At 45.4% G+C, this 15,257-nt stretch carries 13 protein-coding genes and 3 tRNA genes; 5 read left to right on the top strand and 11 right to left on the bottom strand.

The window, feature by feature from the left end; all coding sequences use genetic code 11:
- Positions 1-159 precede the first annotated feature (159 nt).
- From Q1A23_RS05440 to Q1A23_RS05425, 4 genes are all read right to left on the bottom strand, one after another.
- Positions 160-822 carry an HD domain-containing protein gene (locus Q1A23_RS05440; RefSeq protein WP_299820625.1) on the bottom strand — a complete coding sequence of 221 codons (663 nt, stop codon included), beginning with the start codon at positions 820-822 and terminating at the stop codon, positions 160-162.
- 176 nt (positions 823-998) lie between these two features.
- Positions 999-1,508, bottom strand: a complete 510-nt coding sequence (locus Q1A23_RS05435) for an acyl-CoA thioesterase (RefSeq protein ID WP_299820622.1) — start codon at positions 1,506-1,508, stop codon at positions 999-1,001.
- Between the two features lie 96 nt (positions 1,509-1,604).
- Positions 1,605-2,552, bottom strand: a complete 948-nt coding sequence (locus Q1A23_RS05430; RefSeq protein ID WP_299820619.1) for a tetratricopeptide repeat protein — start codon at positions 2,550-2,552, stop codon at positions 1,605-1,607.
- Positions 2,549-3,520 carry a VWA domain-containing protein gene (locus Q1A23_RS05425; protein WP_299820616.1) on the bottom strand — a complete coding sequence of 324 codons (972 nt, stop codon included), beginning with the start codon at positions 3,518-3,520 and terminating at the stop codon, positions 2,549-2,551. The genes Q1A23_RS05430 and Q1A23_RS05425 overlap by 4 nt, the downstream gene beginning before the upstream one ends.
- Before the next feature lie 324 nt (positions 3,521-3,844).
- On the opposite strand from Q1A23_RS05425, the gene Q1A23_RS05420 reads away from it, so the two are divergent.
- The 3 genes from Q1A23_RS05420 (at position 3,845) to Q1A23_RS05410 (ending at position 4,259) form a co-directional block, all read left to right on the top strand.
- Positions 3,845-3,931 (top strand) — tRNA-Ser (locus tag Q1A23_RS05420).
- Between the two features lie 113 nt (positions 3,932-4,044).
- Positions 4,045-4,118, top strand: a tRNA-Pro gene (locus tag Q1A23_RS05415).
- Positions 4,119-4,185: 67 nt separating this feature from the next.
- Positions 4,186-4,259, top strand: a tRNA-Arg gene (locus Q1A23_RS05410).
- Positions 4,260-4,370: 111 nt separating this feature from the next.
- Here Q1A23_RS05410 and Q1A23_RS05405 read toward each other — a convergent pair.
- The 3 genes from Q1A23_RS05405 to Q1A23_RS05395 form a co-directional block, all read right to left on the bottom strand.
- Complete coding sequence (locus Q1A23_RS05405; RefSeq protein WP_299820613.1) at positions 4,371-5,294, bottom strand: DUF808 domain-containing protein; 924 nt, start codon at positions 5,292-5,294, stop codon at positions 4,371-4,373.
- A gap of 632 nt (positions 5,295-5,926) precedes the next feature.
- The gene (locus Q1A23_RS05400) at positions 5,927-6,730 is read right to left on the bottom strand and encodes a hypothetical protein (protein ID WP_299820610.1); all 804 of its coding nucleotides are present in this window, start codon (positions 6,728-6,730) and stop codon (positions 5,927-5,929) included.
- Positions 6,731-6,774: 44 nt separating this feature from the next.
- Positions 6,775-9,204: a TonB-dependent receptor gene (locus Q1A23_RS05395; protein ID WP_299820607.1), complete on the bottom strand. Its 2,430-nt coding sequence runs from the start codon at positions 9,202-9,204 to the stop codon at positions 6,775-6,777.
- Between the two features lie 105 nt (positions 9,205-9,309).
- Here Q1A23_RS05395 and Q1A23_RS05390 point away from each other — a divergent pair, with 105 nt between their 5' ends.
- The gene (locus Q1A23_RS05390; protein ID WP_299820604.1) at positions 9,310-9,561 is read left to right on the top strand and encodes a hypothetical protein; all 252 of its coding nucleotides are present in this window, start codon (positions 9,310-9,312) and stop codon (positions 9,559-9,561) included.
- Positions 9,562-10,160: 599 nt separating this feature from the next.
- On the opposite strand, the gene Q1A23_RS05385 is transcribed toward Q1A23_RS05390, so the two are convergent.
- The 4 genes from Q1A23_RS05385 to Q1A23_RS05370 form a co-directional block, all read right to left on the bottom strand.
- The gene (locus Q1A23_RS05385; protein WP_299820602.1) at positions 10,161-11,174 is read right to left on the bottom strand and encodes an LLM class flavin-dependent oxidoreductase; all 1,014 of its coding nucleotides are present in this window, start codon (positions 11,172-11,174) and stop codon (positions 10,161-10,163) included.
- A gap of 221 nt (positions 11,175-11,395) precedes the next feature.
- A complete protein-coding gene (locus Q1A23_RS05380) occupies positions 11,396-12,142 on the bottom strand; it encodes an NAD(P)-binding domain-containing protein (RefSeq protein ID WP_299820600.1) in 747 nt (248 codons plus the stop codon).
- Between the two features lie 27 nt (positions 12,143-12,169).
- Entirely contained in the window at positions 12,170-12,973 is an 804-nt protein-coding gene (locus tag Q1A23_RS05375; RefSeq protein WP_299820597.1) for an NAD(P)-binding domain-containing protein, read from the bottom strand.
- Between the two features lie 46 nt (positions 12,974-13,019).
- On the bottom strand, positions 13,020-14,405 hold the full coding sequence (locus Q1A23_RS05370) for an NtaA/DmoA family FMN-dependent monooxygenase (RefSeq protein ID WP_299820594.1): 1,386 nt from the start codon (positions 14,403-14,405) through the stop codon (positions 13,020-13,022).
- Positions 14,406-14,629: 224 nt separating this feature from the next.
- Here Q1A23_RS05370 and Q1A23_RS05365 point away from each other — a divergent pair, with 224 nt between their 5' ends.
- Entirely contained in the window at positions 14,630-14,980 is a 351-nt protein-coding gene (locus Q1A23_RS05365) for a helix-turn-helix domain-containing protein (protein WP_299820591.1), read from the top strand.
- Positions 14,981-15,257: the final 277 nt, after the last annotated feature.

Below are 15,257 nucleotides of genomic sequence, written 5' to 3'. Positions count from 1 at the left end.
CTAAATCATACTTTTCCCAGAAGGCTTATTATAGAAAGTATAACAGTCCTCAACTGGATCATAAACACAAAATCCTGGCTGTGAGAGAGCCAGGATTTTGTGTTTATGCGGTTATATGTGGCCTGTACAGTAGAGCCTTTCTACTTTTAGAGTACTGCGTTAGTGCGCAATCCGCTTCTCAAGTCCTGCAGCAGGGGTATGTTTTGCCGAAACACGGGCTTTCACAGCGGCTACATCAATTCCGGCCGTTTCCATTTTAAGAATGGCTGCCTCTTCAATAAGTTCTTTTAACTGTGTCAGGCACTGATCAAATTCGGTATGGGTGCCCATCAGCAGGCAAAGTTCCTGTTCCACCTCTAGCCAAGTGGTAATATCAGCATGGTTGTGCTGAATTTGCACTTCCAGTTTATCGAGTGCGTTTGCTACTTTTGCTTCGTAGGTTTGCTTGTCCTCAAACTCGTGCCAGAGCTCGTAAATGTGCTGGCCAATGCCGTTTCCCAGTTTTAACCGCAGGTTTTCAATGGCCTGCCTTTCATTTAACTGCTTCAGTTCTTTTGCCTTGGCAGTTGTAACCTCAAAAACAGGAATATCGCCGGCCTCAGCTTCTACAAGATCGTGTACGATAACCATTTTAAGAGTACGGGCGGTATCAAGCTCTTTATCCAGGTATGGCTCCAGCAGCACTACCATCAATGACATACGCCAAGTATGCTCGGCAACACTTTCCTGTCTGCCATTAGAGAGCCAGCTGTGCCTCAGCTCATACTTCAGCTTTTCGGCAAGCGACAATACATCCAAAACGTTCCTGAGATTATTCTTCATTTGCATTGAGTATTAAAAACAACAGCAGTTTATACTTGCAAAGTTACATAAGCTATACTTATCATTGATAAACAAGCAACTGCTGTTTGACCAGTAAAGCCTGCTGTATAACTTGTAAATATAAATCCGGGCATTTGAAGTATGCCGTTTCTTTTGGAGGGAAATTAAACCTGTGGTTAGATTTTAGGAGTGCTTTCTTTCAGCTCCTTTACGCGTATTTCAAAATACTTATTTGGCTTACCTTCTCCCTCCGTGGCCACAGCCTTATAAATAGCCATCAATTCAGGGCTGTGTTCTGCTCTTTGTCCGGTTTTCATACTTATATAAGTAAACCTGGACCAGATAACAGCCAATACAGCACCTGTGTCTTTATCCAGCATCAGGCCTTCTGTTATCAAGTTAGCACTACCGTAATGCATCAGGCTGGTTCTGATCTTTACCCACTCCATAAATTTAACTTCCCGCAGGTAAGCTATCTGGTTAGAGGCCACCACCCACGCATTGCCAGACTGCTTTATGTGGGCATACACATCCAAGCCATAATTGTCGCGTACCTGGTCTTCGCGCGCATTCAGGAAATAGTCGATGTAACGGCCGTTATTTAAATGCCCAAAAGGATCGCAGTCCTCGAAACGGATAAGTACGTCGCTCTCTAAATACTGAGGCAGGGATTTTTCGGTATTCATACTTTATTTGGTTGTAAGAAAATAGCTATTTGTATCCTAAAGCCTTCAATACATCGCCTGATGAACGGTAGACAGTATATTATACTGTAACGCTGCTTACCAGTCTGGTTTTGATTTATCAGGCTTTTTGGTTGCTTTTTTAGGCAGTTGCTGAATATACTGCATCTCTGCATTTCGCATGGCATCTAGCAATATCCTAGCTTTTTCAGGGCTGATATTAGCTTTCTGAAGGCGAATGCGCTTTGTCTGAGCGCTTGCATCAGATTCGGTAACATTCTCTCCGCTAAAGTTTCGCTCCTGCTGCTTAGGATCAAACTGGTTGTTTTTGTTTTTCCCTTCTACGTCGCCATCGCTTGTGCCAGATACTTCTTCTTTTTCTTTTTGTTCAGGCGGTTGTTCATTTTGTTCAGGTGATGTTCCACCCTGGCCTTGCTGGCCATTTGCATCAGGTTGCGGCTGCTCTATTTCCTCTTCCCGGTTGCCGTTAGCATCAGGTTTGTTTTTAGGCTGAAGCTCTTCCTGAGCAGGAGGCGGAAGTGTTGCGCTATCAGAAGGCTGCGTTTGGTCAGGCTGTGGCAAATTGTCTGCGGGCTGTTCTTCACGTTCAGGGTACAGGTTCAGAAACTTTTTCAGGAGTTCAAAATTATAACGGGCCGCTTCATTGGCCGGATCAGCAACAAGCGCCTGCTTGTACAACGATAATGCCTGCTTGTACTTTTTTTGTTTTGTAGCGATGTTTCCCAATTGGAGGTGAACTACAGATCGCAAGTGCCGTGCCTTGTTATCTGCCAGCAGGTGGTACTGTTGCAGCGCTTCTTTAAATCTGTTGGCTTTGTAATAAGTGTGAGCCAGGTTTAGCCTTACCTGGTCATCGTTAATTTCAAGATCATGAAGCAGGTATTCATACGCTACTATCGCCTCGTGGTACTGCTGCTTTTTAAAAGCCAGCGCTGCTTTGGCATTATATTCGTTTACTTTGGAGATGGAGCGAAGCCCGCCACCAAGCACGCTTATCAGGAAAATCACAAAGAATAAAACCTTCATATCCTGATTACTTTAACAGTTACAAGTACATCCAAAAGTATAAGTGCCAGCGCCAATGCCAATGGGTAAATATACTTGTTTGCCGTTACATCAATCGTTTTGCTTTCGCGAAGCTCGCCTTCAATATTGTTAATCGCGTTGATAAGCCGACTAACTTCACTTACACGATTGTTTACTTCAAAATATTGTCCATCAGTTAACTCTGCCAACTGCACTAATGGCCCTGGATTAAGAGACGTTGAAACGATGCGGCCTTGCTTGTCGCGTTTAAAATTGCGGCCTTCTGGAATACGGCTTCCTTCAAGGGTGCCTACCCCTAACGTATAAACCCGTACATTTTGCTCTCGCAGCCTGGCAGCCAGTTGCTCTACATTACCACCAAAGTCCTCGCCATCGCTTATAAGAACAAGCACTTTTGCTTTCTGCTCTTCTGCCGCGGCGGCCGTGTTGGTGCTAAATTTATCAAGTGTTAGCTGCAGCACAGGAGCATAGTCGGTGCCGGAGTAGGGGAGCAGGTTGGTGCGTAGGGTCTGGGTATACAGTTGTAATGCGTTCTGGTCGTAGGTTAACGGGCTATGTAAGTAGGCTTCGTTTGAGAAAACGATCAACCCGATTTTATCAGAGTTAAACCTGTTTATAAGGCGGTGAATCTCGTTTTTTGCTTTTTCAAGACGTGAGGGCTGCACATCAGTCGCATCCATGGACTGAGAAAGGTCTACGGCTATGTATAAGTCTTTGCCTATCGTTTTGATTTCTTTTTTCATGGCGCCAAACGATGGGCCAAGTATAGCTACAATAATCAGGGCTAAGTATACATGGCGAAGCACAAATTTAAACCACACCACGTGAGGACGTTGTTTAAAGAAGGCAGCAACTTTTCTTATGCGCAGCAAATAACCGATGTACAGCACAAAAAACAATGAGCCGAACAAGATCTCGAGTATAGAAATGGTTTGATACCAGGTCATGAAAAAAAGTATGAGGGCGTAAAGCAGAGATGCTGCCCCGCTCAAGCCACAAATATACTAAAATGCAGCCATTAACTGCGCTTGCTACGGGTACTGGGGGAGGTTCTCTGGGGATTTCCTTGTAAAGCAGCCGTTGTTAATCAAGAACCTTAAAAAGAATTAAAATTTTTTCTGAAAAATTGAGTCCTACAAGGTGAATATTATCAATTAGTTATACTTTGAGAGGTGTTTTTATGGTCATTTTAATCTTAATTTTTAGGAAATACTATTGCGCTGTTAAGGGTAATGTTGTAAGTTTGCATACTCTTTAGCAGAAAGAGGCCCGGAGGGGTGGGTGAGTGGCTGAAACCAGCAGTTTGCTAAACTGCCGTACTGGTAACGGTACCGGGGGTTCGAATCCCCCCTCCTCCGCAAGCGAAAATAATGTTTAAATTGTTTTGACTTTTTAAATACTTCGCTTACTTTTGCACCGCGTTCAACATTAATACAGCGCCACAAGCGCTTCCGGAGTTGAAAGCATAGTTCGGGGTGTAGCGTAGCCCGGTATCGCGCCACATTTGGGATGTGGAGGTCGTAGGTTCGAATCCTGCCACCCCGACTTAAAAATTTCGGAAGCAATTCCGAAATTTTTTGTTTAAGGCAAGTATAATGCTGCCAAAAACAATGGTCTCGTAGCTCAGCTGGATAGAGCAACTGCCTTCTAAGCAGTAGGTCTTTGGTTCGAATCCAAACGGGATCACTATAAAAACAAGAAAGCCTCTTTACATATGTAGAGAGGCTTTCTTGTTTTTATAGCTTCTTATCTAAACTAAATCAGATAAGAAGCTATAAATAATACTGCCAGGAAGTGTTATTTCTTAAAAATCTTACGCACTAGGGTCACTATTTTCTCAATTATAGCTCCTAAAATAAGTCCTCCTATAGCGCAGGTTAAAGCTTTAGCAAACCAGGCAAGAGCAGGGATGTGTGCCAAAGAGTGTTCTAAGTTATCAAGAGCGTGGCTGGTAAACGGAATGCCATGTGCAATAATTTCGGCCCCAACCCAAAGCATGGCAGCCGTACCAACGTAACTCAGGATAGTTAAAAAGCTGGGCATAAATTTTACAATGCCGTGCCCAATACTTCTTACCTGTGGATGTCGGTTTTCCTTTGCCATGCTAAGTCCTATATCGTCGGCTTTTACAATCAGCCCGACAAAGCCATAAACTGCAATGGTAATGAAAATAGCAACGGCAAGCATTACAGCAATTTGGGTTACTAACGGACTATCAGCTACTGTCGCATAGGTGATGGCCACAATCTCAGCGGAAAGAATAAGGTCAGTACGTACGGCGCTTTGAACTCTTGTCTTTTCAAGTTCTTCGGGAGTTATCACGACAGGTGCCTCACCTTCGTGTTGCCCAGTATCGGAGGTGTGCTTGCTAAACATGGCATGAACCTTTTCATAACCCTCAAAACACAAATAAGCACCCCCGAGCATCAGAATAGGAGTAATAGCCCATGGAGCAAAAAAGCCCAGAACTAGTGCCGCAGGACTCAGTAACAGCAATTTGTTAAGCAACGATTTTTTAGCGATTTGAAATATAATCGAAAGCTCCCTGGAAGGGTCTAAGCCAACTACATATTTCGGAGTAACAGCTGTGTCATCTATAACAATACCCGATACTTTACTTGTCGTTTTTGACACTTGCGCCGGAACATCATCCAAGCTTGCCGCACTCACTTTAACGAGGGCGGACACATCATCTAATAATGCGAGTAATCCTGAAGCCATTAATCTTGTTGTTTGTTTTAAGTAAAGTATATCATTAGCTATTGCTTAGGTTAAATAAACCTAGGTAATAGAAAAGCTTAGTGTAGCAATTAACGCAAAAACAACGACATCTTTATATATAGTAGTTGATAGTGGTTGAACATGGTGCTCCATAAAGTTTTTTTGTACATAGGTCTCTTAAGATGCCTGATTTTTAATTCTATGATTTACTGCAGCATAGTTTCTAACCCTTTAACAGAGAAAGAACAGCTTTAATGAAGTTTGCATACGAGATGTGTAGCAGAAACAGCTAAAGTAGGTAACCTCTTTGCTCTTTACCATGCATGTTAGCGGCAACGCCTTGTTTAGCTTGTGTACTGCGTATAAGCGTTTCCCGAAATTTGATGAAAGGAGGGAATGATTAGATGAGTAGCCAATTTAGTTACCTTGTCTCCAAGCGGACGAAAGTAGTTATCCAGAGATGTGTAAATAAAGAAGTAATAGCTCTGAAAAGCAGCCTTATTGATTCCATAAAGTGATCTGTTTCACTCTTAACTAAATATCTCAGCAATCTAAATAGGCTCCATTATCCGGGATTGCTCTGCTTTTTTACCTGCCGGACGGTGAATGAGTACAGGAAAAGGAATGAGCGTTTAAAAACGTTGCTGCTTGCTATTTATACTTTTAAAAAATACGAATACTACCGCTAAAGAAACCACGGCTAAACCAATCCACGCCGTTGTAATGATCTGTGAACTTGCCTCCACGTTGATATCACGATGTTTCAAAATAATGCCATAAAGTGCCCATACGCCTACTAAACCTACAAAAGGGTTTGATCTTGTGAAGAGAACAAATACTACTATTAAAGTGGCTGCAATGATCATAATGGTTGTCCAGAGCCCTTCACTCATGCCAAAGCCATTCCTCCCTAAACCGACCAGGGCAGAACTGATGTTGGCAACCGTGGCAATAATGATCCAGCCAAAGTATAAACTGAGCGGTACCTGTGTAAACCAGCGTGAGGCTGCAGAACGATTGGCATTAAATATACCCAGCCGAAGGTGCATAGCCAGCAGCGTTACCAACTGGGTAAGTATAAGCACCACCGAGATCAGCAGCCACTCGTTCACCCAGGCAATAGTCCAGAGGCCGGTTGCTAGGTTATTCACCATAAAAAGATAACCCAGGCGCTGCAGTTCTGCATTCGCCTCATGTTCAGCGGGCTCTTTGTAAGCTTTCATTAAATGGTAGATACAGAAGATGGACAGGCCCAGGTAAATCACGCCCCAAATAGAGAAAGTAATGCCTGCAGGTGTGAAAAGTGCTGGATACTTATCAGATACATCGCCGATGGTTTGGCTATTAAATACCTCAAACTGCGTAAGCTGCGAAGGCACAAAGTGCAGCAGGAAGAACAGGGTGTTAAGTATAGCTAGTGTCTTAACGTTTTTCATAGTATACGTGCGGATTTACTGAGATTTATACTTTACGGAGAAGATTAAAACTCAACTATAAAGCCTAACGTGGGCACTAGGTTGCCATCATTGTTTTCAAGCACTACCGGTATGGCGTTGCTGCCATCCAGGCGCAGCGGGTTATTGTCGGTGGTGGCAAAACCAGAGTTGTCATCGTTGCGCTGGAAAGTATAACGCTCGAAGCCAGGTGTGTTGCTGCCCAGTACATTAGCTATATCCAGGAACAGGTCGAGTGTAATTCGATTGAAATTCCACTTTTTATCTATACGTACATCCAACTGGCTGAAGGGCTGCAGGCGCTCCGAGTTTAGTCTGTCGTAGTCAAGTATGCCCGTTCCCAAAGAGGCGTAGTTTCGTTGTGATGCCTCCAGGTCGAATGGTGTGGCTGGCGCTCCACCGGCAAACCTATACTTGGCCCCGAACTCCCAGTTGCGCGGCAGCTTCTTGCCCAACAAACCCGATACCAGGTGGCGGTAATCCCAGGCGCTGGATACGTACTCGCCATCAAGACCAGAGAACTCACTCACCACATAGGTATAAGATAGTACCGAGAACACCGTGCCAGTCAGCTTTTTCTGGAGGTATACTTCTGCTCCGTAGGCTCTGCCTTTTCCGTTTGTCGCTACGGCCTCGTTGCCGATGGCACCAAAGTCGCCGCCCTGGTTCGCCAGCGAAATGCCATCCCGAATAGAGACAGGATAATTGCCGTAGTCTTTGTAGAAGGCTTCCAGGGTGAAGCGTAAGTCCTGGCGCGGCAGAAACTCTGTACCCAGCACGTAGTGGATAGACCTGATGTAATCGGCCTGCTTGTTCAGGTAAGCTCCATTCTGCTGGTAACCCAGTACAGTATAAGTGGGCAGTTTATAGTAGATGCCCGAGGATGCATTTATAGTCCATCTATCGTTTAGCAAGTAGGAGAGAGCCAGGCGCGGAGATAGTGTTTTCAGCGGGTTATTTCCCTCATCGGTAAAAGAATTCATGTCGGTGCGAATACCCAGCGAAAGCCCCAGTTTGTTATCCAGTACCGATCGGGATACTTGCCCGAAGGCACCGTAACGAAAGAAATCGAGTTTGGTATCGTAATCCAGCGTCACGCCCGGTTGTACCAGGTTATTCTGCTCATCGCGCAGCTCCTTTCGGATCACGCTGTAAATATCATTCGTAAACTGGGCGTACTGCCCCGACACGCCATAAGCATACCGCCAGCCGTTTTTATACTTGTTCACGTCCAGTCGCAGCTTGTTCTCTGTTTCGCGGGAGCTGGAGTTTAGTGTAAACACGCGGTTTTCACCTTCTTCGGCAGCCTCATACTTGGTCAGGGCATTATCGAATGCATTGCGGCTCAGGGCCAGGTTTATGTAGCCATCGTTTACAAGCCTTTTCACAGCTACGCCCGTTGTATAATTCCATTGGTTGATGTAGGGGGTAGAGCGCAGGATGTACTCATTTTCAGGAGTGCTTTCTCGCGGCACTCCAAAAGAGAAATCATCTATCGCGCCTACACCTATAAAAGATATGGAGGTTTTGTCGTTTAGTTTATGGTCAATTTTATATTGAAAATCCCAGTAGTTCGGGCGGATGGGCAGGTCGAGCAGCTTGAACAGAAACTGCAGGTATGACCTGCGTGCCGACAAAAGATAAGTTGTTTTTGCTCCTACAGGGCCTTCTAAGGTGGTGGCAAACTCAGAGCCGCTCAGACGCACATTACCCGAAAAACGCTCCGGGTTGCCATAGCGCTGCCTGAACTCAAAAACGGATGCCAACGCATTGTCATAGCGTGCATCAAAAGCAGAAGAACTCAGTTTCAGGTCTTCGATGAAAGAAACATTAAGTATGCCTGTGGCCCCTCCCGCACTTCCTTGTGTAGTAAAGTGGTTGATGAGCGGAATCTCAATGCCATCGATGTAGTATACGTTCTCGTTAGGTGCGCCACCTCGAATAATCAAGTCGTTGCGGCTGCCGCCTCCTGTGCCGTTGGTAGCTACACCCGGCAGTACCTGCACTACCTTCGATATGTCGAAATTGCCGCCGGGGTTGCTGCGAATCTCTTCTGTCGTCAGGCTCTGCACCGAGAGTGGCGTCACCAGGTCGGCCACAGCGGCACTTTGCCTGCGGTTGGCTACTACTTCTACCTGTTGCAGCTGGCTGGCGGCAGGTGCCATTTCAAAATTCAGTATCTGCACATTGCCTACTGTTACGTTCACGTTAAACCTGGACTGTGGCTGATATCCGATGTAAGAACTCTGTACCGTATAACTTCCTACTGGTATACTTTCTATCCTGAAAGCACCATTCTCGTTAGTTACCGTGCCCAATTGGCTCCCCACTACCTGCACGGATACACCAATAAGCGGCTCTTGTGTATTACGGTCGCGTGCTGTGCCCGTTATGACACCTGTCTGGGCAAAGGCTAGTGCTGGAAGTAGAAAAGCCAGTAGAAGTATAAATTTCATAATTACCTGTAGTTGCGGATAATTCTTTTACTACAGGCATCGGGAAAAATTGTTTAAAGCTACAGCTTAATTTAGTTTGAATATAACACACCAAGACACCAACTGATGACGAAAGCGGCAGTTTGTTTGTACTCTGCGGATGTTTATGAAGAAGAGGGTGATCTGTTTTTTGTAGGCTTGTCGGGTAAGATAATTCAGGCTGGCGTTTTCATGCATTTACTACCTTTTAATAATTTACTGATAACAGGCTACCAAGCTTTCTTTACCACAGATGCCTTGCAAAGTATAGCCCAGGTAACGCTCCGAAATATATCTGACCTGAAAAAAAAAGCGCTTGGAAATAAAGTGTTGCCTTAGCGTACAGTAAAATAGTATAGCCTTACTGTGTGATTTACCTGCTCTCGCTGCTGCCCATATTTTTGTTATTGGTTGTTTCTTTAACGAAGAGAGTTAAGACTGCTGCATTAGTAAGCTGGGGTGTAACATCTGTGCTAATTTTTTACTGGTTGCAGGCATGGCACATTCATCAGGGGCATAAGTGTAGCGCTGCTAACAATAGGAAATATCCTGCTTACCACGCTCTGTGCTATTTTCCTTTACAGCATCATGTCGCATACATTGCATGCGATCAGGAAGTAGAAACGATAATGTAGTCTTAAAGTATGTTGAACGTTCAGCAAAGAAAACAGCTGCAAGTAATGGCGTTTCTGTAAGGAGTGCTTTATAATTGTGAAGACGGTGCTATCTTCACCTAAAGGATAAATGTAGCTTTTTGATTTTTATAACCTCTTGAAAAAGGGTTTAGTGGAAAAAGAAAAAGGGAAAAGCGATCAAATAATCACTTCTCCCTTTTAGTAGACCAAAGGATGGAATTATCGAACCATTTCCACAGGGATTTGGCTGCAATGGAAAGCTATTTAGAGGAAGAGTTTAAATAAGCATATCCTCTTTTTCTTTTACCTGTTCTCGTTTAGCTCCGTCATAATTTCTGCAAAGAGTCTGGTAGATTTTAATCGGTCATCCAGCTTGTACATAGTGGACACTGTGATCAATTCATCCACTCCTGTTTCTTCCAAGAATTCCTGAATTTGCGTTTTTACCGTCTGCTTGCTTCCAACAAAGGAATACTTGAGCATTTGGTTTAACGTTGGATGCAGCAATACTTGTTTTAAATCCTCGGTCAATTCGGTTGGTGGCTGTAATGGTTCTCTGGAGCCGGTTAATACGCCTACAAACATTCTAATCAAGGAAGTGAATAGTTTTTCGGCTTCTTCATCTGTATCGGCAACCAAAATATTCACCCCGGCAATGGTATAGGGTTTTTCTAAAAACTCGGAAGGCTGGAATTCCTGTTCATAGATTCGCAAAGCGTTATGTAAATGCGTGGATGCAAAATGACTTGCAAAAGCGTAAGGCAATCCTTTTTCAGCCGCTATATGCGAACTATCTGTCGTAGAGCCCAATACATACAGCGGAACATCTGTACCTTCTGCAATAGGCGCCCTTACGTTGGCCGTTTTATTTTCTACGCAAAAATACTGCTGGATCTTTTCTATTTCCCTGGGAAAAGAATGGGCAGCCTCCATAAAATCTGACCGGATCGCACGAGCAGTTGCTTGGTCTGTACCAGGCGCCCTTCCGAGACCCAAATCAATGCGGCCAGGGTATAAATGTGCCAATGTTCCAAACTGTTCTGCTATAATCAAAGGCGAATGATTGGGAAGCATCACACCACCTGAGCCCACCCGGATCGTGGTGGTGTTTTCGGCCACGTAACCCATGAGCAGTGATGTGGCGCTACTGCCGATATTATCTGAGTTATGATGCTCAGCAAACCAAATGCGTTTGTAGTGATGTGCTTCCGCTTCTTTTGCCAATGCCAAGGAATTATGCAGGGTCTGTTGTATGGTTTCCCCCTGCGAAACAATGGCAAGTTCTAAAATGGAATAGGCTATTTCTTTATGATCCATCGTATTCAATGCTATCTTAGTTCTTATTAGTTCCTCTTTACCAGGTATAGCTAATTACTGACCAGCTAGTTGATTAATTATGTTTTCTCTTGGGGCTTTTCTCGTGGCCTCCAGGTTCAGTAGGAGCTCGGTATGCTTACTGAAATAGCTATTACCAGCACTTGAGAGCAACACAAAGATGCTGATAGTAGCTCTTCAGACTTGAACAAAAACAAATAAATCTACTGCAGGTTTCCAGCGGCAACCGAACGATTAATAGCAACCATTTCTTCGTGAGAAGGAAACGTCGCTAAACTCTGAAATTTCTGCATGACAGCATCTCTGGCTGCAGGACCATTCCCTCTTTCGGCTGCAGCAAGCGCTTGTTTTAGTTCTGCTGCATTCAGTTCAGTACAATAAGCAGGAGTGCCTGGTTCCTGTCTCCAGGATTCGACTAAACCGCCTGCATCCACGGTATCAAACCCCAGCGCGTCAACCAGCTGAGCGGCTACCTTTTTATGTGCCTCGTTATCGCCAGCAACTGATATAGCGATCCTCCCTTGCTCGCCGGCAGCCTTGCCTTTGTGCTTCAGAGTGTACTCCAAAATGTTATTGAACACTTTGATAACTGGCCTTCCTAGTGTTTCAGAGATGTATTCACTTTCCGTCTTACCTGCTAAGCCAGCAAGGTCCCCATCCCGGAAAGGGTAATAATTACTGGTGTCCATGATAATGACTTCCTGGGGTACGTGCTGCAATAAATTCTTTGGCAGGTCTTTATATGCCTTGAAAGGAATGGAGAAAAGAATGACATCCACCTCTTTTACCACCTCTTCAATGGTAGCCGCTTCTGCGCCTAAACTGGCAGCTATTTCTTTAAGTGTGGCCATATCCCGGGTGTTGGTAACCTTTACCTGATGCCCTGCAGCAGAGAGTTTACTGGCTATGGTACTTCCAATGGCACCCGTGCCTATGATTCCTATTTTCATGTTGTATCTTTTTAAACTGTTTATTGATTAACCTAACGTATTTTGCTTTCTTGGAGGCAAGTTGTTGATCTCGCGGACAATGTCTACGGCATGGTCTACGAATCCTTCCGGGTAATCTCCTGACAAGATGATCTTAAAGTATTCGTCGCCTATCGCCTGCATTTTGCTAAATAACAGATCCTGTTTTTCTCTGAGTGTTTCTCTCTCGGCTGATGCCCGTGCTTTTATAAGTTCAGGTAAGGTGAGATCGGTGCAATAGGCCGGGGAGCAAGCCTGCTGGCGCCAGGAGTCTTCTAAATCTCCGGCATCCAGGGCGTCAAAACCGGCGTCATCCACCAGGCCCAGCACCACCTCTTTTGATCTTTGTTCATCACTCGAGACAGCCAGTGCAATCCTGTTTTTACTTCCCTTGGGTTTACCTTCTACAGCCAGGCTGTAGGCACCGATGTTGCTGAAGGCTTTTACAACCGGACGGCCAAACTGCTGCTGCACCCAAACGCTGTTCACCATGCCGTTTTCTACTGCCTCTACTGCAGCATCCCGATTGGGCCAGAAGTTGGTCGTCTCCACGATCACGACATGATCCGCTATCTTGCCTTCCAGCGTTCTTACCAAGTCCGGAATATTTCCAAAGGGAATAGCTATGACCAGCACATCCACATCCGTTGCAACATTTTCTACCGCTACTGCTCTTACATTAGCCCAGTCAGCAATTTGCTGAATGCTTGCCACGCCTCTGGCATCTGCTAGGGTCACGGTATGTCCGGCTGCGCTAAACTTTCTGGCCAGGGTCTTGCCGATCACGCCGGCGCCAATTACTCCTATGTTCATGTTGATTATATTTATTGATTAATTTTTAATGATGATTAAGTATGGCTTATTTCTCTATGCTGTCTTTGCCCCATGGCAAAACACGAGGGTCAACACCATACTGATCAGGTACACCAAGATGTTCGCGTAAGGTCTTGCCTTCATAATCCTGATGGAAGAGCCCACGTTCTTGCAGGATTGGAACCACTTCATCCACAAAGGCATCAATGCCATCTTCGTTGATGTCGGGAGAAATCCAGAATCCATCGGCGGCACCTGCTTCAAACCACGCTTGCATATGATCGGCGGCCTCAATACCCGGTCCCACGATCACGGGATGATAATCAATCACCCCATGGGCGATTATATCACGCAGGCTCCACCCTTCTTTTGCGATCTTCAGGGCGTGTGGGGAACGAGGGTCATATGGCGATGGGCGCGCTGCGTCCAGTTGCTCTCTTGAGAGCGGCTCGTCAAGGCGGCTAAGGTCAAGATGTATGCCGAGCATCTGTTGAAGATACGCTACCCGTTGAGGGATGAGGCTTTCTGTGAGTTTGATCCTGCGATCCAGGGCCGTGCGTCTGTCCTTGGCGATGGTAGTCATAAGGCCGGGGATATACTTGAGCTCGTTGGGGTTACGACCGTAACGCTTTGCCGCCTCTCGGAATGCATTGCGTTGAGCGCGTGCATCTTCCATGGTAAATGCCGCTCCAATGACCGCATTGGCGAAGCGGCCCGCCAGTTCATGCGCATTTGGGCTTCCTCCAGCATGGAAGATAATGGGTTGGCCTTGTTCCGATGGGGGAATGTAGAGGGGCCCGCGTGAGCCCACGAACTTGCCTTTAAAATTGATGGGAAGGATCTGATCTCTCTTCGCAAACTGTCCGCTCTCCTGGTTATGCACCCAAGCATCCTTTCCCCAACTGCCCCAAAGTGCTTGGATGAGCTGGACGACCTCGTGCGCCCGCCCATAGCGTTCCGCGCTGGACGGAATGCTTCTTCCGTAGTTTGCTGCGACGGCATCACCGCTTGATGTAACTGCGTTCCAACCCGCACGACCATGGCTCATCACATCGAGCGCCTTGAACTGCCTGGCAAGGTTGAAAGGCTCGTTAAATGTGGTAGAACCCGTGGCGACTAACCCAATGCGCTTGGTTTCGCGTGCGACAGCTGCAAGGGTGAGCATCACATCAAGATTAAAACTAGGCGACTCAGTTTCCAGATCAGTCAGGATAGCGCCAGGGCCATCCGGCAAAAATATAAACTGAAGCTTACCACGCTCCGCTGCTTGAGCCTGTTTGACACGCGCATCGAAACTTGTATAACTTTTGGGGTCAACTCCCGGCATGCGCCAGGCTCCCGGCTGAGAGCCGTATCCATTTCCAAGGTGCAAACCAATGAGCATCTGTTTACCTGCCTTAGCGTTGTTTATTATTGATTCATTATAAGCCATGATCCTAATTTTTTTAATTACCTGTATAACACCCGGCCTCAGCGGGCACCGCCATCTGCATCCGGATGCATTATAGCACTTGCCAATCGTTCTTGAGGACCTACAACTACTATAGCCCACCTTGTAATACTTATCTTTGTAAGCTGTTGTAAAATTACAACTTATTACTTTCCTTTGTATAGTGCTTTCCCAAAGGAAAGTAAAATAGGTTAAACAGAAGAGTTATGGCTAATAAAATGGGATACCTGTCTTGCCTGGACACGGTAAAGCCGGTGCGGGATGCGATCGAGGTAATTAATGGGAAATGGAAGCTACCCATCATCATTTCGGTGATGACGGGCAATGAGCGGTTTACCGATATACAGGGGAGTATTCCAGGGATTACTCCGAAGGTGCTAGCTAAGGAGCTGAAGGACCTTGAACAGCATCAACTAATCAAGCGGGTAGTAATAGACGATTACCCGGTGAAGATCATGTATAAACCGGAACCCTATGCCGATACCTTAACTCCGATCATTGAAGCTTTGAAGGGATGGGGACTCAACCACCGGAAGAAAATCTTTGAAAAGGAGTAATTGGGAAAGTTGTTGGTGAAGACGAAAGACCTCACTAAGTATAGGGATAAATAGCAGATAAACTCGTTGTTATTGATGTTATATGATACAATAAATTAAGAAATTTGACCGAAGGGGAAATTCATCGAACCAAAAAAGCCGCTCCATTTTATGTGGAGCGGCTTTTTTACTCTAGTAGCCCGTAGGGTGGAATTATCGAACTCATATCTTTACAAAGACCTACTAGAATACAATTCGTATTTAAAAAGCCTGCTGCCGGAAGGTAACTGGAATCGAA

Origin of the sequence: uncultured Pontibacter sp. (assembly GCF_947492645.1) — a bacterium.
Lineage (GTDB): Bacteria > Bacteroidota > Bacteroidia > Cytophagales > Hymenobacteraceae > Pontibacter.
This window is presented reverse-complemented; position numbering and strand designations above follow the sequence as displayed.